General features: G+C 52.1%; 23 protein-coding genes. 10 read left to right on the forward strand and 13 right to left on the reverse strand.

Annotation, left to right across the window (positions count from 1 at the left end; translation table 11 throughout):
- Positions 1-54: 54 nt before the first annotated feature.
- From BLW97_RS15765 to BLW97_RS19815, 7 genes are all read left to right on the forward strand, one after another.
- The gene (locus tag BLW97_RS15765) at positions 55-273 is read left to right on the forward strand and encodes a hypothetical protein (RefSeq protein WP_075323871.1); all 219 of its coding nucleotides are present in this window, start codon (positions 55-57) and stop codon (positions 271-273) included.
- Positions 270-527 carry a winged helix-turn-helix domain-containing protein gene (locus BLW97_RS15770; protein ID WP_075323872.1) on the forward strand — a complete coding sequence of 86 codons (258 nt, stop codon included), beginning with the start codon at positions 270-272 and terminating at the stop codon, positions 525-527. The genes BLW97_RS15765 and BLW97_RS15770 overlap by 4 nt, the downstream gene beginning before the upstream one ends.
- A gap of 103 nt (positions 528-630) precedes the next feature.
- Positions 631-1,005, forward strand: coding sequence for a WGR domain-containing protein (locus BLW97_RS15775; protein ID WP_075323873.1), 375 nt, complete (start codon positions 631-633; stop codon positions 1,003-1,005).
- A 183-nt stretch (positions 1,006-1,188) separates the two neighbouring features.
- Positions 1,189-1,485 carry an HU family DNA-binding protein gene (locus BLW97_RS15780; protein ID WP_075323874.1) on the forward strand — a complete coding sequence of 99 codons (297 nt, stop codon included), beginning with the start codon at positions 1,189-1,191 and terminating at the stop codon, positions 1,483-1,485.
- A gap of 91 nt (positions 1,486-1,576) precedes the next feature.
- Positions 1,577-1,852: an HU family DNA-binding protein gene (locus BLW97_RS15785; protein WP_075323890.1), complete on the forward strand. Its 276-nt coding sequence runs from the start codon at positions 1,577-1,579 to the stop codon at positions 1,850-1,852.
- 20 nt (positions 1,853-1,872) lie between these two features.
- Positions 1,873-2,220, forward strand: a complete 348-nt coding sequence (locus tag BLW97_RS15790; protein ID WP_075323875.1) for a hypothetical protein — start codon at positions 1,873-1,875, stop codon at positions 2,218-2,220.
- Between the two features lie 301 nt (positions 2,221-2,521).
- Positions 2,522-3,265, forward strand: a complete 744-nt coding sequence (locus BLW97_RS19815; RefSeq protein ID WP_207650632.1) for a hypothetical protein — start codon at positions 2,522-2,524, stop codon at positions 3,263-3,265.
- Positions 3,266-3,428: 163 nt separating this feature from the next.
- On the opposite strand, the gene BLW97_RS15800 is transcribed toward BLW97_RS19815, so the two are convergent.
- The 11 genes from BLW97_RS15800 to BLW97_RS15855 all read right to left on the reverse strand — a co-directional run bounded on the left by BLW97_RS15800 (position 3,429) and on the right by BLW97_RS15855 (position 12,002).
- A complete protein-coding gene (locus BLW97_RS15800; protein ID WP_242947851.1) occupies positions 3,429-4,067 on the reverse strand; it encodes a VIT1/CCC1 transporter family protein in 639 nt (212 codons plus the stop codon).
- A 677-nt stretch (positions 4,068-4,744) separates the two neighbouring features.
- Positions 4,745-5,347 (reverse strand): LysE family translocator, encoded by a 603-nt coding sequence (locus BLW97_RS15805; RefSeq protein WP_075323878.1) that lies wholly within the window; start codon positions 5,345-5,347, stop codon positions 4,745-4,747.
- A 209-nt stretch (positions 5,348-5,556) separates the two neighbouring features.
- Positions 5,557-5,895: an AzlD domain-containing protein gene (locus BLW97_RS15810; RefSeq protein WP_075323879.1), complete on the reverse strand. Its 339-nt coding sequence runs from the start codon at positions 5,893-5,895 to the stop codon at positions 5,557-5,559.
- Positions 5,888-6,625 (reverse strand): AzlC family ABC transporter permease, encoded by a 738-nt coding sequence (locus BLW97_RS15815; RefSeq protein ID WP_077218499.1) that lies wholly within the window; start codon positions 6,623-6,625, stop codon positions 5,888-5,890. The genes BLW97_RS15810 and BLW97_RS15815 overlap by 8 nt, the downstream gene beginning before the upstream one ends.
- Positions 6,576-8,591, reverse strand: coding sequence for a helix-turn-helix domain-containing protein (locus tag BLW97_RS15820; protein WP_075323881.1), 2,016 nt, complete (start codon positions 8,589-8,591; stop codon positions 6,576-6,578). The genes BLW97_RS15815 and BLW97_RS15820 overlap by 50 nt, the downstream gene beginning before the upstream one ends.
- Positions 8,592-8,844: 253 nt before the next feature.
- The gene (locus BLW97_RS15825; protein ID WP_075323882.1) at positions 8,845-9,252 is read right to left on the reverse strand and encodes a PIN domain-containing protein; all 408 of its coding nucleotides are present in this window, start codon (positions 9,250-9,252) and stop codon (positions 8,845-8,847) included.
- Entirely contained in the window at positions 9,249-9,473 is a 225-nt protein-coding gene (locus tag BLW97_RS15830; protein WP_010637510.1) for an AbrB/MazE/SpoVT family DNA-binding domain-containing protein, read from the reverse strand. Before BLW97_RS15830 ends, BLW97_RS15825 begins: the two co-directional genes overlap by 4 nt.
- Positions 9,474-9,571: 98 nt before the next feature.
- Positions 9,572-9,760, reverse strand: a complete 189-nt coding sequence (locus tag BLW97_RS15835) for a hypothetical protein (RefSeq protein WP_075323883.1) — start codon at positions 9,758-9,760, stop codon at positions 9,572-9,574.
- A 476-nt stretch (positions 9,761-10,236) separates the two neighbouring features.
- A complete protein-coding gene (locus BLW97_RS15845; RefSeq protein ID WP_075323885.1) occupies positions 10,237-10,476 on the reverse strand; it encodes a hypothetical protein in 240 nt (79 codons plus the stop codon).
- 71 nt (positions 10,477-10,547) lie between these two features.
- A complete protein-coding gene (locus BLW97_RS15850; RefSeq protein WP_143214941.1) occupies positions 10,548-10,883 on the reverse strand; it encodes an NrdR family transcriptional regulator in 336 nt (111 codons plus the stop codon).
- Between the two features lie 24 nt (positions 10,884-10,907).
- Positions 10,908-12,002 carry an AAA family ATPase gene (locus BLW97_RS15855; RefSeq protein ID WP_075323887.1) on the reverse strand — a complete coding sequence of 365 codons (1,095 nt, stop codon included), beginning with the start codon at positions 12,000-12,002 and terminating at the stop codon, positions 10,908-10,910.
- A gap of 299 nt (positions 12,003-12,301) precedes the next feature.
- On the opposite strand from BLW97_RS15855, the gene BLW97_RS15860 reads away from it, so the two are divergent.
- Both BLW97_RS15860 and BLW97_RS15865 read left to right on the forward strand, forming a co-directional pair.
- The gene (locus tag BLW97_RS15860) at positions 12,302-14,608 is read left to right on the forward strand and encodes a ParB N-terminal domain-containing protein (RefSeq protein WP_075323888.1); all 2,307 of its coding nucleotides are present in this window, start codon (positions 12,302-12,304) and stop codon (positions 14,606-14,608) included.
- Positions 14,609-16,084: 1,476 nt separating this feature from the next.
- A complete protein-coding gene (locus BLW97_RS15865; protein WP_075323889.1) occupies positions 16,085-17,866 on the forward strand; it encodes a tetratricopeptide repeat protein in 1,782 nt (593 codons plus the stop codon).
- Between the two features lie 241 nt (positions 17,867-18,107).
- Here BLW97_RS15865 and BLW97_RS15870 read toward each other — a convergent pair whose 3' ends face one another.
- Positions 18,108-18,410, reverse strand: a complete 303-nt coding sequence (locus BLW97_RS15870; RefSeq protein WP_065972794.1) for an addiction module antidote protein — start codon at positions 18,408-18,410, stop codon at positions 18,108-18,110.
- Complete coding sequence (locus BLW97_RS15875) at positions 18,403-18,708, reverse strand: type II toxin-antitoxin system RelE/ParE family toxin (RefSeq protein ID WP_065957885.1); 306 nt, start codon at positions 18,706-18,708, stop codon at positions 18,403-18,405. The genes BLW97_RS15870 and BLW97_RS15875 overlap by 8 nt, the downstream gene beginning before the upstream one ends.
- Before the next feature lie 298 nt (positions 18,709-19,006).
- On the opposite strand from BLW97_RS15875, the gene BLW97_RS19820 reads away from it, so the two are divergent.
- Positions 19,007-19,528, forward strand: coding sequence for a hypothetical protein (locus BLW97_RS19820; RefSeq protein WP_193651642.1), 522 nt, complete (start codon positions 19,007-19,009; stop codon positions 19,526-19,528).
- Positions 19,529-19,706 lie beyond the last annotated feature (178 nt).

Consider the following 19,706-nt stretch of genomic DNA (forward strand, 5'->3'; position numbering starts at 1 on the left):
GTTACAGTCACGGTTTATGCTCTGCTCCTGTAACCGTTTTGGGGGTTCTTAAAAATGGGCAAAAGCCCGGCTGAACGACAAAGAGACAAGCGGGAAAGGGATTATGCGTTGGTCTGGGGGGGAGGAGGTGATGAAACCCAGTTGTCCGATACCGCCTTACTGGAACAAATCGCTATTGCCTATCGCAAGGGACGAAACCTTCCCGGTGAGAACGTCATCCTGCGCGGATTGATTCAGGAACTGATGCAACGGGCGCGGCTGTTGTCAGAATGAACGCGCGGACCCCGCAAGCCCGCCATCCTCTGGCGGCTCAGGATATGGGGCGGATTCTTGCCTATCTGCAGCAAAACCCCGGTACCTCCGTGGAGATTGCCCGGGCCTTACGATTGACCGTGAACCGGGTGAATGGATTGCTTCTGGAGTTGCGGGCGCAGGGACTAGTGTATGTGCCTTCCTGTACGATCGGCAGTAAGGGCAGTACGGTCAATGTCTGGGCCTGTAGGGAAGCGGAGGAGGGCGCCCGATAGGGGGGGAGGGTTCTCTATATCGCTCGTGCGGCTTAGTCCCGGCAGGGCTGACAGGTTTTTACGGTTTTTATAGGACATACCGATCGCTGGAGGAGAATGGGTCATGGATACGTCCGATTCAGATAGCGATCTGGTTTATGATCTGTCCCACTGGTGGTGTGTGACCTGGCAGAAGGTTCAACCCGATGCAGTACCCCCGGTCTTCCGCTATTACCGGCTCTGTCTGCAGCAGAATCTTTGGGGACAATGGGAGCTGCTCCGCTGTTGGGGCAGAATCGGTCAGAAACCCTCCCGCGAACAGCGCGAAAGGGTGGGTTCTCCGGGAGCGGCAGAAGTCATTCGACAGCAAGTTCAGAAAACCCGACGGCAGCATCGCTATGTGCCGGTAGAAGTCCCCTTGGTCGCGCTGGATCTGGCCGACTGGACCTCCGAGCATACAGGGAACACCGTTTTGCGGGGAAATCTAAATAAAGGATAGCTCGAAAACTCCATTTTTTTGACGGATGAAGAAAATAAAGGCAAAGAAAACGCTCAAAAAAAAGGTTTTTGAAAAGACGTAATGACATTATCTGGCTGTTTCTATGTGGAAGAAAATGTGGATACAATCATCCAAAATTCTCTTTAGATAAGCTGACGAATCAGTAGCACTGTGAGAAAAACAATGACGAAATCCGAACTCATGGACACGATCTATCAGGCCTTACGGGATCAGGGAAACCAAGCGATATCCCGCCAGGAGGTCATTATGGCCGTCGGACTGATCCTGGATCATTGTGCCCAAGCTTTAGGGGCCGGCGAGCGGATCGAGATCCGGGATTTCGGGGCGTTTACCCTGCATACGATAGCGGCCAAAGCCGGCCGGAATCCGAAGACGGGTGCGTCTGTAGCCGTACCTGAAAAACGCAGCGTGCATTTTAAGCCCGGTCAGGCGATGCGGAGATTGGTCAATTCGCAATAAAACCTTACGCGGAATGGCACGCGCTTGTGTTGCGCCGGTTATGGGAATTCCCTACATTGGCCAGACACGTATCCTAAAAAAAGAGGTTCTGATGAACAAAACCGAATTTATTGCTGCCCTGGCCCGTCATGGGGAGATGTCCAAAGTGGATGCGGAAAAATGTTTTCAGGTGTTCCGTCATACGTTGGAAACGGAATTGCCTGCGGCCGGTAAAATCACTTTTCCCGGATTCTGTACGTTTGAAATCGTGGACAAACCCGCGCGTAAGGCCCGGAATCCCGCTACGGGACAGGAAATTGAAGTACCTGCCAAGAAAAGTATCAAGTTCAAGGCGGGGAAAGAGTTTGCCGGGAAAGTGAATCACTGAGGAACAGAAAAGGAGAAAACGTGACTGAAGGGAAAAAACGGGTGCGGCGCACTCCGGAACAGCGTCTGGCCGATCTGGAGAAAAAGCAGACGGAGATTCTGGAACGCCAGAAAGCGGCACTGGCCAGAATCGAGGCGGCGAAAAAACGGTTGATGCAGTCCCCTACAGCCCGTAAGGACCGAATGGAGCAGGACAAGCGCTTTGTGCGGGCGGCACAGGTGTTGGCACCGGAATGGGATGCACGACACTTTATCGCGGCTATTGAAAAAGCCCTTCAGGAAGATCCGCAGGCCTTGCAGGAACGGGGGGAAGCTTTGTTGGAAGAACATGGCAAGGCCCGGCGGGGTAGGCGGCCACGGGGTGGTTAAATGTGCGACCAGCATAAAATGAGAGGATACTGCTTTTTGTCTCATAAAAACCCGGATCCGACCAGCCTGCCCACGAAACCAAAATAGCACATTCTATCTCAACCCACAGAAGATCATCCAATGTTGGTTGGCATCTGCGAATACTGCTCCCTGCATGGACTGACCGATTAGAGAGGTCTATTTGTTCAACCTATTAGTAATACGACCAAGTGGGTGGGGCTCTTCTCGCGGCACGATGAGTCGCGATCGGACCCTCGAGTACACGGCAAAGCACATCGAGTCTAGGTTTGCGCCAGGAGACGTGCTTGATCCTCAGGCCGTGACGCAGTTGCCCACAGTTATTGCCTATGAAAATGGTTGTGACGGTAACCAACCGGCCGCGCGGATTGTAACTCTCACGCGTGTTCAGCTAATTGGTGCCGAGTATCAGCTTGAATACGCCTCAGATCCAGATCTCCCGCTGATCCCGAATGCAGTATTGTTTGGAACTGCGGCTGACGACCTGCAGATCAATACGACCGCTTCAATTCCAGAGTCATCCCGGAATCACTGGTCCATCAAGGATGCTGATCTGTTCAAGGTTCTTTTGAAACGGCAAATCGGTCAGCGCACAAAACCCAAGGTCTTTGACCTTCCCGACGTGCCTGTGAACGACAACTTAGTAGCCGTCATGATGCCGTTCGATGCCGCCTTCAAGCCCGTGTACGAAGCTCTGCGGTCGGCCATCGCTGAGATAGGCATGATTTGCCAGCGCGCGGACGATATCTGGGAGAACGACCATGTGGTTCAGGATGTCGCTCTCCTGCTCAGCAAGGCTGCCGTCGTAGTATGCGACCTCAGCGGCCGCAATGCTAACGTGTTCTACGAAACTGGCATTGCTCATACTCTTGGTAGAGGTGTGGTCCTCATAGCGCAGTCAGCCGGGGATGTTCCGTTCGATGTGGCTGCAATTAGATACATTAGGTACCTGCCGAATGGTGAAGGTTTGGCCAAGCTCGGGGATGAGCTGAAGCGCCGACTTGCTACCCTAAAGGAGCAGAAGTGATGTCTAGTGTTACGGCCCGGTGCACTGAGCTTTTGGGTGTAAATAGACTCTCCGTGGCCTCTCGTGGACAATCCCGAAACGAGCCACCCGATTGTCGTAATTCTCTGATTTTGCCAGCGCACCTGGTTCTCGACACGATCGATTCAGATTGGCGCGTTAGCAGTCATATGCCCGCCTGACCGAGCAGGTGGCCGATCAGTGTGGTGGCAAGCATTGAGAGAATACCCCAGAAGACCACGCGGACGGCGCCCTTCACCATGGAGGCGCCACCCGCCCGGGCAGCGACCGCACCGAGGAACACCAGCAGGAGGATGCTGGTCGTATACAGGGCTGATAATACCCCGCCGTGGGGGACGAAGGCGGCGATCAGCACCGGGAACAGGGCACCACATGCAAAGGCAGTAGCGGAAGCCAGTGCCGCTTCGGTGGGCCGCGCCGCTGCCATTTTCGTCATGCCCAGTTCGTCATGGGCATGTGCGGCAAGTGCATCATGCTCCATAAGCTGGGCTGCTACCTGCTGGGCCAGCGCCTCGCTAAGGCCACGCGCCATATAGATGCCCCTGAGTTCAAGCAGTTCTTTTTCAGGATTTTTTTCCAGTTCGCGCCTTTCTATTTCGAGATCTGCGGCCTGGGTATCGGCCTGTGAGCTCACGGATACATACTCACCCGCCGCCATGGCAAAGGCCCCAGCGACCATCGCCGCAACGCCAGCGAGCAGAATCTGTTCGTGGCTTGCCTGCCCGGCAGCGATGCCGGCAAGGAGGCTTGATGTCGAGAGTAGGCCATCGTTGGCACCCAGCACGCCGGCTCGGAGCCAGCCGATCTTTTCATGGTGATGGTATTCGTCGTGATACATGCAATGTCTACTCCCGGCCGATAATGGGTAGCCAGAGTGTAACCACGGTGCAAAGCACTGGTCCAACGATTCCGGTATGTGACATTGCCTCGCCCCGTCAGAGGGGTGATGATCCGCTATCTGATGAAGGTCGGTTTCCAGCGGCATCAGGTGTCTACGATCCGCTTCTACCGCCGCAAGACGACGAGTGGTCGGTCGGCGCGTTCACCACACGCGACGGACCACCTTCGGAGATGGCCTCCTCGGGTTCAAAGAGTGCTGCGGCCGTCTCCAGGAGGAAAAACGTGGCCGGCTTCAGGAACTTCTGTTGTAGCGGCAAAAAAATCCAGCTGCCGGGGCGTTTTTCGGGATGTTGGGGAGTACGCTTGAATGTTCAGACACAGACAAAATCTCCACAGTGTTTGTAATGTCTCATGATACCCGGTTTTTCGGCTTGTCGGGTATGAGGAGAATCAGTATATTAGCGATAGAGAGAAAAACGCCGTTGAGACAGAATGATGCATTCTGTCTCAACCAAATATACAAGAAGACTATCCCATGTTATGCGGAACCGACAGTGACATAGAATATTACGTTGGCCGCCACAAGAGGGAACGTGGAAGTTATGCCAAGAATGAAGCTCATCAGAAACGTGCCTTAATGGAAATAACAGCAATGACGATGAAGAGAACCGGCGGCACATAATCAAACCATGCCGCATTCCGAAGCAGACGATTGACCTTGTCTGCCAGTAGAGCAACCGAGAAGTTCACCATAATGCCGCCGAAGTTAAAAATCAGACCGTAGAAAACAAAGGTCATGGCATTACTGCCTTGCGGAACGAACTGAGGAATTAGGCTCAAGAAGAACAAAGCAATCTTCGGATTCGTCAGATTAATCAGCACGCCTTTCAAGAATGTGCCCTTATGATTGGGACGAGACTCGGCCACGGGACCGCTCGAGGCCTTCTTACGGGGCCAGCTAAGGTAGGCGATATAAAGGAGATATGCGGCTCCAATCAATTGCAACCCGGTATAAACAGATGGATATTCCTTGAAAATGGCACTGACACCGAATGCAGTAAGCAGGACGTAAATTAATACGCCAATTTCAATTCCGAGTGCAGCAAAAAGACCAGCCTTTCTCCCATTCTTCTGGGACTGATGGAGCACGAACATCATGGCTGGCCCAGGAGATATATTGATAATAAAAGCCGTAAGCAAAAAATAAATAAACAAAACATCCATAAACGTGCCTTTTCAGGATTGATAGGAAAAATTTAATTAAACAGTTCGCGCTATGTCTTAAGAGAGATTTTATGGTTACCTGTCATTTGCGGTATATAACATACCAGTTTCTTGGAAGTAGAGGATTTCGAACGCCATGCGAAGCTGTGAATTCCTCTTGTTGAACAATTCGGCAGTCATTATCACGGTTACTTGCTGTCACGAGATTGCTATAGGCTTCCATAAGCCCAGCATATCAGGCCATACACTGTAGCTCCCAGTAATGTTGCGATGGCGACCCCACCCATTAATTTTTTAGCCAGAAAAACAACACATAGAGCTGCCAATACGGCAATAACCTGGAAGGTAGACTGAATGTGCACATCTGAACTCAAGGATATAATTAACAGCGAGGCAATAGCGGCTGGGCCTATACCTTCCAGAAAAGTTTCCCACCAGGAGTTTCTGTTTCGCCTCTTTCCTGTCGTATGCGAGATAAAAAATGGGATAAATCGCTGCAAAAATGTGCCTATGGCCGCAACTATGATCAACCAGAGTGGGTTAGCCATGAGCCGGTTTCCTCCAACTCATACTGAGAGCCCCGGCTAACATGCCTATTGGCATCGCCTGATAGGTCGGTAGCACAAAAAACATTATTGCAGTCACACTGGCAGCAACAAATACCAAAATCAAAGAATTCCGAGACGTGAACTCTAAAAGCAATGCCATGAACAGTGCAGGCAAAATAAAATGAATGGCTTGATGCACAATAGGCAGATGCGTTATCTGCCCACTCGAAATGGCACCGATGGCCGTACCTACCACCCACGCTGTGTAAGCCCCTATCTGTAAACCGCTATACCAGGTTTCACGATGCTGCTCATTCACTTTGCTTAGATGTGAGAGGGATGTCGCAAAAACCTCATCGGTGAGCCCTGCTGCCAACCATGCGCGCGGGAAACGTGCATGATCAGGTGACAGTTTGCGTGCGAAGGACGGGCCGTAAAATGCATGCCGAAAATTCATCAGTAGAACGACAACCAAGGGATCCCAAAATCCTGCTCCGCTAGAAATTAGCGAAACCAAGACAAACTGACTGGCGCCCGCAAAAATGACCGCTGATATCAAGATCGTCATATATGGGCTAAGTCCGTATTGTACCGATATAAGCCCAAAAGAAATAGCAATAGGTAAATAACCCGCGACAATGGGCATACTTGCTTTTAGTCCGCTGATAAAGCAGCCTTCTTCAAAGTTCTTCAAAACGCGATCTCTCACGCTTGCGGAACGTAAAAACATGCGTTCCGCCCTCCCATTCGTCGATACCTGTCGTTGCAAATATCCGTCGGTGATTTAATAATTCAAACCCTGCACCATAAGCAAGTGAGACTAATTTTTTAGGATAAGTTTTACGCTCAATTTCATAGTCAAATCCTGCGACCATCGCCTGAATTTCTAATACATAGAAGCGAACTAATGCGCCAATATCTGATGATGAATTTTTACTAACAATGCGCTGATTGATATACTCAAATAAATTCCGGCAATATTTGACAGCCGTACTTGTTTGGTTTTGGATGGACAACATGAAGGCGTGAATCAGCTTTTCGCGTATATATTGATAAATATGTATTTCTGTCGAATCGTTACCTTCCATATTCAATACATCCACTTTTGCCATGGAAGAAAGTACATAGGCAACATGATGACGTATCAAAGCATTATTCCGGCTCTCCAGATCAGTAAACCTCGGAAGCAACTCATCTGCAATGCAGAGTATTCCGTTTTTGACAAGAAGTTGCCACGCTTTTTGTAGCATAAAAGCTGTATTAAAATGATGGGAAGACCCCACAGACGTAATAACAGAAACAGGTTCATCAGGCTTGTCAAATATCAGAAAATCTTCTTGAACGCAGCGTAATTGCGCCAGACCTTTGGTGTTATTGAGCAAATAAGCAAATGCTGCACAGTCCGGCTCCAAGGCTGTGGCGCGCGCTTCTGGCAGAAGCTCCATGAGCATGAATAACGCTGTACCAGGGCCGCTTCCTACATCAATGAAGAGACCTTTTCCGCCTTGTGGATCAAATGTAAGGACATCCTCGGCCAAAGCGGTTACCTGACGCGCATAAGCAGGATGAAGCAACTCAAAAGTAGTATAGTAATCCACATTGATCCGACTGGAAAAATCTTCACCTGATGCGTCTGACGGTATGTCTACATCCCGCTGCGCTAGGGACAACCATTGCCTGGGAATTAATAAATATCCATGTTGGAGAGCCACTTCATAAGCGAGTGTTGCGAGTACCAGGGTCGATGACTTTGTCACAGGTTCCAGCAACATGACATCACTATCCACCATGCCGGGCATTTGCTCAGCAGTAGCTGCCAGTCGAATTGCTGAAAGCAAAACATCTGGTACAGCATCACCCAGATGATCCATGCGCAACGTAAAAGCATTCACAAAATTTTGTGGGAGAACGGCGATCCAAAGACCTTGATCATTTTTTCCTGTGAAGATCAGCAGTGGCCATTGAAATCCGGAGGAATGGAAGCCTAAGTGGTTTTCCGCCACAACAATATCGCTATTGGATCCGCGCAATTCGAGATAAAAACCGCTCACGCCATGAGTCACGTCAATCATGGCCCGATCAACGAGAGAGCGAAGCCCCTCCCATTCTGCTGCGCTTTGTGGATATCCACGAATCAGTTTATATCTGTCTGATTGTGTATTGTGCTCTCGGTATTCTATGAGCACCAGGGCAGTAGATGGTCCATTGAGAGCGGTATAGGTGTGTTCCGAGTCGCCAGCAAAGGCGTGGCTTTGTCCTGGACGCAGCAATGTGCCATCCGTCTCGTTGCCAACATACATTTCTCCACGCAGCGCAATGACGCGTTCAAATACACCTGGAGGATGGGCGCTGGAAACACGACTATGTCCTTCGGCAATAGTCATTTCATAGACTTCAATTTGAGGGTTGGTGCCATATCGTTCTACAAAACGAACTTTTTCTCTATCCTGATCACCGTCCTCGGAAAAGCTTTTGACGGCTTCCACCCCATCGATAATATGACTGAAAGGTACATTCAAGGCGTTAGCAATTGCCCAGACGGTTTCTATGGTTGGATTTCCTTGCCCTCTCTCCAAAAGAGACAAAGTGGATTTCGCGATGCCAGAATGCTGCGCAAGGCCCGAAAGGGTAAGTCCGGACTTGCCACGAATCGTCTGGATGTTGCGCGCAATGGTTTGAAGGGCCTGATTATCCATGGATCGTTCTCTATAGAAAACAATTACAATATAAAGAACACCAAATTTACATGCAAGCCATTCCTGTGTACTTTTCCACCTATATTGTTACCGTAACGGCCATGATCCAGACCATCGGATTGATAATCCGAGGGTCTGACCGGTCCAATCATCAGTAAACACAGGCATTGCAGCAGGTAGCGTGCCGTGAAATGTGGCGCTTTGCCCAAAATACGCCCAAGTTCCCCGCTTCGCAGCTGCTCCGCCGCTTTCTCTACTTGAAGGGCAGGGCTTCCTGCTGAATATGAACGCTGCTGAACTCCGGGTCTTTATGCACTAAAATCCCGTTGCGCAGGAGGGTCGTCGCCGCAATCCAGGCGTCTGCTAACGATAAGCGGTGCTTTGCCTTGATTTCGGCGGCAGCCTCCAGCAATTCCGGACTCTCGTGTATCCAGACAATGGGTAACGACTGCGCCTGTTCGTAGGCCAGCCGTGCCGCAGGTTCTCCTTCGTCCTTCCAGACGCGGTAGAGCAATTCCATCGCAGTCATGAAGCAGGCACAACACGTCCCTTCTCCCCGCCAGGCCTGCTCCAAGAGTTCAGCTACCCGATCCGCGCCCGGCTCATCGTCACGCAAGGTCAACAGTGCAGACGTATCCAGTATCCAGACCGGTGCGCTCATTCCCGTTGTCGCTCCCAATCCCGGTCATTCAGCAAACGCTCAGTGGATTGCCCCTTGCCCTGCCCCCGGAATGCCGCAACCGGGTTGCGCGGCAAGGGCACCACGCGAATCTCTTTGCCTTCCGCTATCCATTCCAGACCATCTGCTGGCCCCAACCCGAAACGCTTGCGGATTTCTGCGGGAATCACTGTTTGCCCGCGTGTTGTGATCGTGCTTCGCATACCCTTCACCTGAATTACATTTCATGACTGAATATAATTCGTTTGTGGCCGATCCGCCATCATCCAGCCCTTGAGCGTGGAACGTACGGTTGGAGTGCTTACGACGACGGTGCGCTTTTCGCCATGAGCGCCCGTATGGAGGGCAACGTGTCCCTGCACTTCCGGTTGAATTCCTCGACAGACCGCATCAGGGTCACGGAATGCGGCAGGGGTAAATGCACCGGCCCCTTGAGAAGCCAGATACCATCCTGATATTTCTCCAGGTTTTCCTCTTGCGAATCATCCATCAAACATCCCTGCTGGGTATTTACCCCGAAAAATGGCGATCTCCTTGTCACCCTCGGAGCGTCTCGCTAAATCTCTCCAATCCCGTGGCTATCGTTACGTACCTTTCGGGTTGCCGTCATGATCACAGGGGATGTGGGCAACGTTTCTTTTTTTCGTCGGATGCGAAGGGGTTGCGTGAAAAATGTCCGCGCAGTTCATGTGAAAGTCCTCGCTGGAGGCCCGCTTGGTCATAAAAAGAGGTGGCTCCAAATCCAACGGTAGATCGGCCGGGGAAATAAATATCGGTGATGGGTCCGACTTCGGATTCCGGGTGTCGTCCATAGAATAAATCCTCCTGATTCTCGGCAATAACAAGTTTTAGTTTATGCTGCGCAACACTGGGTAATCCTTCAGAAAATCGGCTACCACCTGTCTCACTGCATTGACGCGGATGCCTTTGCGCACAAGCAGCCTGCCGGTTGCCACAGTCCCGTGATCATTTGCTCGTAGTGCCTGGCGGCGGCAATAGCCCGTTGAAGTCGCTTCCTTCCCGCAATCGGGACCGTGTAAAACCCGCCTCGACCAATGCGTTCACGAACGTACTCACCGTGGCACTGCGTCGTGTCATGCGCCTATAGTGCGCCATCTCTTCCGGCGTTAATCGTAACGAGCCGTCATCCAGAAAAACCGGTACATCGGGATCCTCCAAAGGTTCTGTCGTCGGGTCCGTATCCATTCAATAGCTCCTGTTCGGTCTCTCATTCAGCATAGATCCCTGCGGGCAGAATGGTTGCCGCCACGGAAGGCTTACTCCGGCTCTGTGGCGTCCGTGGCGTCTGTAGCGTCTGTGGTTTCAGGCTCTTCCGATGTTTCTGATTCTGATTCCGGAAGCCCGCGCCGCAACGCTTCGGGGTCCGCCCGTACGCCCGCAGGAATAATGATCTCAATAGTCGTGAAGCGGTATCCGCACTGCAGACAGGCCCGCCGGCGGTTGGTGCTGTGCTTGACCGCCCGGAAGCGGCTGGTGAGGACATGGGTGGGTCCTTTACATTGGGGGCATTGCATAGGCGTCCTGAGTGCGCAGTGGCTACCGCGCCCAGGCGCGGTATAGTGATACCCATTGTACGTTATCTCAGCACGCATCGTCTCTCCCTCGGCAAAACCCCGTCATCCCGCACAGGCCTGCGACGGTTGCTGCATTTTCAGGGTGAACCCGAAGGCCGCCACTGCGGGTTGCCGGCGCTGCGGCAGATCCTGGAGGGTCGGCTGCAGGGCATGGGCCTGGGGGTACGATGTCTGCAGACGCTGCACCGCATGGCCGCACAACTGCTCGAGAACCTGGCGGATCTCCCGGGGGGTCTGACAGATCTCCGCTACTGCGGTACTGACGCCGGTATCGAGCTCCGGATCAAACAGCCATCCCCAGGGCTGTTTACGTACCAGGTCCTGATAGATATTCCCCGCAATCTGCTCTCGTTCTGCCCGGGTGGGCGCACGCACCGTCACCACCCGCATGCGTGACTGGATGGGTTCCGGAACACTCGCCAGGGTATTGGCTGTGGCCACCCACTGAATCCGCGAAGCATCGAGGGGCAGCGGAAAGAACTCATCACAGAACTGCTGCGCGGTATGCCCTTCCAGCAGGCTGTACAGCGGGGAGAGCGCATCGTAACGGATGTCGGTCGAACGCTTGTCGATCTCATCGAGCAGTACCAGGGGATTAGCCTGACGGCCATACACCAGCTGCTGGAAGATCTGTCCCGGTTTGGCCTCGGACCAGCTATGGTCCATCCCCGACAGGACGAAGCCTGCAGTGGTTGTGGCCATGGAGAGGTAGCGATACTCCAGATCCAGCAACTGGGCCAGGCGCGCGGCAAAAAAGGTTTTACCCAGTCCCGGCTCCCCCAGCAACAGGATAGGCGGCATTTGCAGGCCGGTACGGGCATGGTAGGCCAGATGCCAATGATCCCGGAGGATCTCCGTGACCGCCTCAAAATGCGGGAACTGCTGCTGCAGTTCATTCTGAATGGTGATCCATCCCGAGAGAAAGGGCGGGGAGACCCCCTGCAGGCTTCGGGTCTGTGGATTCTTGAACAGATACTCCGCGAGATTCCAGAGCGCGCGTTCGGACTGATTCATCTCCCGGCCCTCCGGATGGGGGACCAGCCGATGGATCAGGGATTCGATCTGCAAAGGGTCATAGAGATCCAGTGTGGTTTCCGGCGGAAATGGACGGACAAAGGGATGGGTTTTTAGCGGCATAGGGGCGATTCCTGTCTGGCGTTTATGCCTACATAGTGCGACAGATGGTATGGTTAGCGCAATACCTAGGCACCTAAAAAACCGCACTATCAGAAAAAGCATAGTTAGATCATAATGCTAACCGGATAAAGCGCCCCTTTCAGGCGGCGCCAGAGGCAGACCAATATTTCTGGTAACTTTTTGTGATCGGAAACCGAAAAAACAAAAGCAAAAAGGTTTTTTTGAGACTTAAGCTTTTTAAGCGACGTACAAAACTTTTTCGGTAGTTATTAATAATCTCATTTTACAGGATGAAATCTATGGCAAATGACATGATCGGCCTCTTTCAGCAGCCAGCACGCAACACCAACAAAAACGGGGCCAACTACGGCACGCCCTACCAGCCAGGCGAAACCCCACTGGGTGAGAACCTGGAGCACGGCGAGCTCCCCACCAGCATCCGCAAGAGCTTTCGGCGGCATCCCGATATTGAGGCATTGAGCCTGCTCCCGGAGCAGATGGCCTATGACCGCATGAGTAATGACATTGCGATCAACGGCATCCAGGTCCCCATCATCCTCTGGCGAACCACCCGGATTACCACCGACGAGCGCGAGATCACCGAATATATCGTGGTCGATGGCTATCTCCGCTTGCGCATCGCTGAGCAGCTCAAGGTACCTATGGAGAGCATCCCATGGATCGTTAATGAGGACATCCACACACTCGAGGAGGCCATCAGCACCGCCATCCGCCTCAAGACGCACCGCTCGCATTACAATGAGTGCGAGCGCAAGTACATGATTGGACTACGCTACTTGCAGGAGAAGAAGCGGGTTGGTGCGCCATTGGGCAGCATGAATGCTGCTAAAGAAAATGATTTAGATAGGATCCAGAACGAGAGTGAAAATAATGTACCCAAAGTGGGTACATTAAATTCGAGAACCATTGAGGTACTAGCTAAAGAACTGAACGTAGGTAAAACAACTATCCAGCGTTACGCCCAAACCGCCCAGAACATAGAACTGGTCGCCGACGAGATCGTATCCCGCTGGGGCGTCTCCAAGGCCGTGGCCGTGCGCTGCTGCACCCAGCTCTATATCAAAAAGTACGACAAGGACGGCAATGAGTTAGACGCCCGCCTGGTATCCGCCAGCGACTGGGCCGCCCTCAATATTCAGCAAGGTCAACTTGACACCTATCCACTGCAGATCGTTAATCCTGCTTACGATGAGGATAAAAAACCAAACGAACTGAGCCACTACCACGATGAGCGCGAAGAAGCCATTCTTGCCGCCGTCCGGGATGTGGTCACGCCGCCCCGTATGCGGCCGAAAAAGGATTACATCGACGTTAAGTACACAGAGGTCAATGCGGAAGATAAATATAACTCTGACGACCAATTCAGTAGAGCCCTTTATTTCGCGCGAATGGAAGTGAATAAAAGTAAAGAAGAACTCGCAAAAATCCCGGAGTATGTAGAATGGCGCAAAGAGCAAGAGGAAAGAGCCAATGTTGATCTACAGAATACAGCGCAAACGCATCCAGAAAAACGAATGCGCCTGGAAGCCCTCAGAAAACTGGCATTCTTTGGATTGCCACTACCGACTGACGAGCTCGACCAAGAAGAAGTCGAAGTCCTCCGCAGGACAACCGACCCCAAATACGAGCAGAGTAGCTCGATCACTCATCTCGTGCGCGAGTACCAGCCTAAAGACTCAGCATGGGATAACTACAGTGAGTTGGCTCATGCCTGGGACAAGGTTTTCCGCCGTTACCGGGATACCCTCATTGAGCTAGAGACCGCCGCCGATAAACTCCTCGAGGAGTCACGGGTCATGGCCGACAAATACCAACGCGGTGAGGTCAAGATGATCGTCAAGGAGCATGGAGCCCCTGCCGCCCGCCTCAAAGAGGCTTTTCTGGAGATTGCCAAGGTCCTCTATGATACGACGGCTAACCAACAGTGTCTGGTGGTCAACCGCGATCCCGGTCTCAATACACGCATCAAGAGCAAGGTGACTGAGGCCTTCGATTCGTTTCGGTCTGCGGCACCGGATCTGGCCGGCGAAATCCAGGTCGCTAGCCGATACAAAGAGCACCGCAAACATCCAATTCAGTCGTCTGTAGCTCAAGACCCTGAGGCGCGTGTGGTAACAGGACCTGCGCCTGAAACCGATGCGAACCATCATGGTGAGCCGTTGCCTCCTACTGGGCAACCGCCACAAGATGATCGCCCGGAACCTGTTACCGGGACACCAGTCGTTGCAGATCAGTCCGACACGGATAAAACCACAGAAAATCTGGAAGAAGAAAGACGGCAAAGAATTAGGGAACGGATTAGGCAAGCTAAAGCCAAGAATCCTGGCCTATTCCCCACGCCGTCCGAAAAAGAACAGCCTGCCGGGCAGGAGCCACAGGATGATCGCCCGGAACCTGTCACCGGGACGCCAGTCGCTGCAAATCAGTCTGCCACGGATAAAACCACAGAAAATCTGGAAGAAGAAAGACGGCAAAGAATTAGGGAACGGATTAGGCAAGCTAAAGCCAAGAATCCTGGCCTATTCCCCACGCCGTCCGAAAAAGAACAGCCTGCCGGGCAGGAGCCACAGGATAATCTCGCATAACCAGGAAATTATGGAACATAACCCCGCTCTGTTTGCTAAACCGCTCGCGAGAGAGCCGTGATTTTTTTGACCCATGAACCTCTGGATACTTCCCGGTTCTGGGATGTTGTTCACTGTCATACGAATCGAGCGTTGACGGTGAACTTTTTACTCCTTTACCGAGTTGGAGAATTGGCTTTATGGCACTAAAAATGGCAGTGGGCGATGGTTACGGTAACGTCAAGGTAGCCATTCGACACGAGAATGGGGGTTGAACCCCCAAACAGGTCGCTACTGATACTTTTGGAAGCGATCCAGGTAACCCTGAGCGCGCGTGGCACCACTACTCGGCTTGCCGGGCTTTTTTGCGCTCCACTCCGGCTGGATCAACATGCGTTATGGCGGATATGCCGAGCAATCCCGCCCTTTTTTTAGGGTTTCCTGACCTTTCTATACCGGTGGGGAAACCTTTTTATCGCACATGGACACCGTTTGTTTATCGAGCAAAACCTTTTTGCTGAGGAGGCAAACCTATTTTTTGTCGTGGCGAACCTTTTTTTCGACAGGGGGGGACCAAATAATAGTGATATTCGACCTTTTTGTTACCGTGGAAAACCTTTTTTCTGCGGATTTCGACCTTTTTGAAGGGCATTTTTGACCTTTTTATAGTGGGTTTTCAGGCTCTGAAGGCCGCCGAAAAGACGCCGGAACGATGTCCGGTACGGCCCGTTCCAGACCCTGGTTTATGTGGTTTACCGTTTCTGCCACTTCTGCAAGTTTTTCCATGTACTGCCTACTCTATGACTTTCTCGGGTATCTCTATTTCGGGGGTTTTATGCGGCCCATTTGCAGGTCTCTTCGGGGATCGTTTTTGGGGCGCCGTCAGACCATGACAAGACCCGCACTGGAGCGTCGCGCATGGCAGTCCGAGCACCTGCTCAGGCGGTAATAAAAAATTAGTGGTTTTGTGCTCATGAACCGCTGGACAATTTCTGGTTCTGAGAGGCTGCTCACCAATGCATGGCGAATCGGTTAGGCGGGCGACAAACACAGGAAACTTTTGTGCGGTTTCCGTTGGAGCATAAGTTACCGCATGAAGATATGCGGTAAGCGCTTATGGAATTATGAGCGGGATGATCCTGATATGGAGTGGTAATGCTGCGTTACTGTAACAGCTCACCTACTGGTTACTGCGTAACGATTTATTATAGTGACTAGTCGCAAATAAGGCTATTTTCGGGGAACACTTGGGCAAAATTTGGGCAAAATGCCCAGTTTCGCAGCATACTTCCTGCTGCAATGCCTATCTTTACTGCCAGTTTGACCAGTCTGACCCTCGGATTATCAATCCGAGGGGATGTGAAACGACTGTTACGGTAACGGTTTGTAGCAAGCATTTTCAGCGTATCCGTTGAGGTCTCCACGCTTTGCTGAAAGAAAATCCTTATGTAACATATTGTGACAATTATGTGATTTATATCCACAAAGGAAAACTGCATGAAGGTTCGTATCGTTGTCCCGTTGGTGCTCATGGGACTGTTTTCTGCAGATAGTGCCTATGCGATGACAAACGTGCAGGCAAAACAACTGGAGATAGCCGCGTTCAAGGGAAACACGCTGGACTTGGACAAACTGGGCGCTGCGGCTAAGTCTGGGGATGCGGCAGCCCAAACGTGGTTGGGTACCTATTGGTATACGAAGAGGGATGATGCGAAGGCGCACTACTGGTATGAGAAGGCCGCCGATCAGGGGTTTGCCAGAGCAGAAAATAATCTAGGGGATTACTACTTGTACGGCCAAGGTGTGCCGCAGGGTTATGCGAAGGCGAGCTACTGGTACGAGAAGGCCGCCGATCAGGGGCTTGCCAGAGGAGAATTCAATCTGGGGTTTATCTATTACCTGAAGTACAAATATGTGCCGAGTGAGTATGCGAAGTCTATCTACTGGTGGAAGAAGGCAGCAGCGCAGAAGGATGCCAAGGCGGAAACCGCCCTGGGTCTTGCTTACTACCGGGGCCAAGGTGTGCCGCAGAGCTACGCGAAGTCGAGCTACTGGTATGAGAAGGCCGCTGATCAGGGGCTTGCCAATGCGGAAAATAACCTGGGGTATGCCTACGCCAACGGCCTAGGAGTGCCGCAGGATTATGCGAAGGCGATCTACTGGTATGAGAAGGCGGCCGATCAAGGGATTGTCACGGCGGAAAATAACCTGGGGGTTGCCTACCGCAAAGGCCGAGGAGTGCCGCAGGATTATGCGAAGGCGGACTACTGGTTCGAGAAGGCGGCAGATCAGGGAAATGCTAGGGCAGAAAATAAGCTGGGGGTTTCCTACGGCCATGGCCAAGGTGTGCCGCAGGATTACGCGAAGGCGAACTACTGGTTCAAGAAGGCAGCCGATCAGGGAAATGTCAGGGCGGAAACCAACCTAGGGGTTGCTTACTACTATGGCCGAGGAGTGCCGCAGGATTACGCGAAAGCGGTCTACTGGTCCGAGAAGGCAGCCGATCAGGGAAATGTCAGGGCGGAAAATAACCTGGGGGTTGCCTACGACAAAGGCCGAGGAGTGCCGCAGGATTACGCGAAGGCGAACTACTGGTTCAAGAAGGCAGCCGATCAGGGAAATGCCTATGCGGAATTTAATCTGGGGGATCACTATGCCAAAGGCCGAGGAGTGCCGCAGGATTACGCGAAGGCTGTCTACTGGGACGAGAAGGCGGTCGATCAGGGAAATGCCTATGCGGAATTTAATCTGGGGGATTACTATGCCAAAGGCAAAGGCGTGCCGAAGAATTACGCGAAGGCGAACTACTGGTTCAAGAAGGCGGCTGATCAGGGATATGTCAATGCGGAATTTAATCTGGGGGATTACTATGCCAAAGGCAAAGGCGTGCCGAAGAATTACGCGAAGGCGAACTACTGGTTCAAGAAGGCGGCCGCACAAGGTGGTCGTGTTGGAAGGCTGGCACAAAATAACATTAACGTAATAGAAAGTATGGATTCAAAGCATGTTAGGAAGGTAAAAAAGACGACTACGCATAGCGTTATGGTTCGTCAGGAAGAAGAGACGAATTCTGGACCTGATAATGGGAGGTTTACCACGGATTGCGACAATATGATCTGTGTTCGCCATTATAGTAATGGAGCGGTGATTCATTTTACGGCATGTATGAATCCCGCTGATATGGAACCTATGGATAATGCGCCGGTTGTAGATGGCCAAGGCGCATGTTCAGGAACGGATGCCGAAGGAAATTTCTATGGTATGGGCAGTGTTAATTAGTAGTTGGCTGTGCTTTGGTTGTGTCGAGCGGCTCATTATGTCCAGATCTGCTCTGGGTAGAGCCTGTGTGGTTCTGGCTAAATGGGATAGGTAAAAATGAGATAGAATGCACCATTCTGTCTTGTGGCCCCAAAACCCTGAACGGCAGGTCGTCCGGTTTTACTGGGTTCTTCTGCCACCCAGGGGGGCTGATTATGGGACATTACATTGAGTCTGCTTATACGGGTGAGGATGTTCTTCATTAGGCCGCTACGTGTTCACTGCGGGGCTTCGCTGTCAGATCAATCCCCAGGGCTTTCATGACGGCCAGCGTCGTTTTCAGCGTCGGATTGCCGGCTTCACTGAATGAACGGTAGAGCTGTTCGCGTGAAAGACCGGTATCGCGGGCAATCTGGGTCATGCCCTTAGCCCGCGCGACAATACCAAGCGCGTGGGCAATATAGCCAGCATCCCCGGTTTCAAAGGCGTCGGCCATGAACACCGCGATTTCTTCGTCGTCGATGAGTGCGGCTGCTGGATCATAAGTTGTCAATTTCTCAGTCATTGGGTGTACTCCATTCTTCCGCCAGCTTCTTTGCTGTGGCGATGTCGCGGGCCTGCGTTTTTTTGTCGCCACCACAGAGCAACACAATCAGGATGTCGCCACGCTGCTGGAAGTAGACGCGGTAACCAGGACCGTAGTGGATACGCAGTTCGCTGACGCCTTCGCCTACGGGTTCTACATCCCCTGGCAACCCGTGGGCCAGTCGCGCCAATCGTGTGGCGATGATGGTCCTGGCGCGCTTGTCCCGGAGGCGAGATTCCCACTTCGCGAAGGCCTCGGTCTGTTTTAGCTCGATCACTGGCGTAGTGTAGTCAAAGAACTACGATCGTTCAACCCTTGCCTGCTGTTTTTGAATTGTGCAATCCAGAAACAGCAGGCGCGATCGCACCCATATCCTAAGTCCGTCAAACGACCGTTAGCCGGCCAGGCCGGACAATGTCCGTGAGCGTGCTTGTTTAACAATGAAGGGGCCCCGAGATGGCCGCAGACAATCAAAATTCTGTAAAATAGAAAACAAATATATTGACTACAGTAAAAATGCGGGGACGAGAGACGACACTCGCATATGTACCCATGTCGGAGGCAACTGAACTCAATTGAAACAATCCCTGCGTATCGCCCTTGCTACTGCACTCCCGGCGGTAGTTCTTGCGTGTATCGCGTGCGTGAGCAATCAGGCTCTGGCCAATACCACGCCTGCGCAAACCCCCGCTCCGTCTGCTGCGACTTCAGGAGAGGCCGTCGTGGACGGGCGGTTAGTCGTGGCTGGAACCAATCAATTATTTATACCGCGAGGATTCACCTCGGTTTCCTTGGCCTATCCCACGCAGTACGCTGCCACTTTATGTAGTAGCCATTTTCGTGCCTCTCTCGCAGCAGCTAATCTTCAGGAAGCGCAGGCCGCCATGACGGCAACAGCAATGCCTGGTTTCGGTTATAACGCGTCCTTGCAAGCAATGGTAAAGGACTGGCACGCCAATACGGTACGCTTCAACCTCAGTCAGGGAGCACTGCAGTACGAATATACCCATGGGCTTTCTGCCTACACTGACATGGTGCGCTGTCAAACAGCGTTTAAAAATGACCAGGTAACAGCGTATATTTTTGACCAGTTTTAGAGGGGGTGGCTGCGACGTTTTTTGAACCGTATAGTGGACCCCAATTTCCGGACGGTTATTTAAGATGGTAACCTGCTGTAAATAAGGAGCAGGTTGTGAGTGAACGGAAGCGCAAGATTTTTAGTAGTCAGCAGAAAGCCAAGGTCGCACTTGAAGCGGTTCGAGGGATCAAGACGGT

Source organism: Acidithiobacillus albertensis, from assembly GCF_001931655.1.
Taxonomy (GTDB): Bacteria; Pseudomonadota; Gammaproteobacteria; order Acidithiobacillales; family Acidithiobacillaceae; genus Acidithiobacillus; species Acidithiobacillus thiooxidans.

Coding starts and splice junctions, on each gene's coding strand:
- BLW97_RS15825 (WP_075323882.1), bottom strand. CDS start 9,252: ATGAGCGCACCGGTCTGGATACTGGATACGTCTGCACTGTTGACCTTG.
- BLW97_RS15850 (WP_143214941.1), bottom strand. CDS start 10,883: ATGCGTGCTGAGATAACGTACAATGGGTATCACTATACCGCGCCTGGG.
- BLW97_RS15785 (WP_075323890.1), top strand. CDS start 1,577: ATGAACAAAACCGAATTTATTGCTGCCCTGGCCCGTCATGGGGAGATG.
- BLW97_RS15845 (WP_075323885.1), bottom strand. CDS start 10,476: ATGGATACGGACCCGACGACAGAACCTTTGGAGGATCCCGATGTACCG.
- BLW97_RS15805 (WP_075323878.1), bottom strand. CDS start 5,347: ATGGATGTTTTGTTTATTTATTTTTTGCTTACGGCTTTTATTATCAAT.
- BLW97_RS15810 (WP_075323879.1), bottom strand. CDS start 5,895: ATGGCTAACCCACTCTGGTTGATCATAGTTGCGGCCATAGGCACATTT.
- BLW97_RS15855 (WP_075323887.1), bottom strand. CDS start 12,002: ATGCCGCTAAAAACCCATCCCTTTGTCCGTCCATTTCCGCCGGAAACC.
- BLW97_RS15865 (WP_075323889.1), top strand. CDS start 16,085: ATGAAGGTTCGTATCGTTGTCCCGTTGGTGCTCATGGGACTGTTTTCT.
- BLW97_RS15860 (WP_075323888.1), top strand. CDS start 12,302: ATGGCAAATGACATGATCGGCCTCTTTCAGCAGCCAGCACGCAACACC.
- BLW97_RS15770 (WP_075323872.1), top strand. CDS start 270: ATGAACGCGCGGACCCCGCAAGCCCGCCATCCTCTGGCGGCTCAGGAT.
- BLW97_RS15765 (WP_075323871.1), top strand. CDS start 55: ATGGGCAAAAGCCCGGCTGAACGACAAAGAGACAAGCGGGAAAGGGAT.
- BLW97_RS15835 (WP_075323883.1), bottom strand. CDS start 9,760: ATGGATGATTCGCAAGAGGAAAACCTGGAGAAATATCAGGATGGTATC.
- BLW97_RS15815 (WP_077218499.1), bottom strand. CDS start 6,625: ATGTTTTTACGTTCCGCAAGCGTGAGAGATCGCGTTTTGAAGAACTTT.
- BLW97_RS15870 (WP_065972794.1), bottom strand. CDS start 18,410: ATGACTGAGAAATTGACAACTTATGATCCAGCAGCCGCACTCATCGAC.
- BLW97_RS15820 (WP_075323881.1), bottom strand. CDS start 8,591: ATGGATAATCAGGCCCTTCAAACCATTGCGCGCAACATCCAGACGATT.
- BLW97_RS15830 (WP_010637510.1), bottom strand. CDS start 9,473: ATGCGAAGCACGATCACAACACGCGGGCAAACAGTGATTCCCGCAGAA.
- BLW97_RS15780 (WP_075323874.1), top strand. CDS start 1,189: ATGACGAAATCCGAACTCATGGACACGATCTATCAGGCCTTACGGGAT.
- BLW97_RS15775 (WP_075323873.1), top strand. CDS start 631: ATGGATACGTCCGATTCAGATAGCGATCTGGTTTATGATCTGTCCCAC.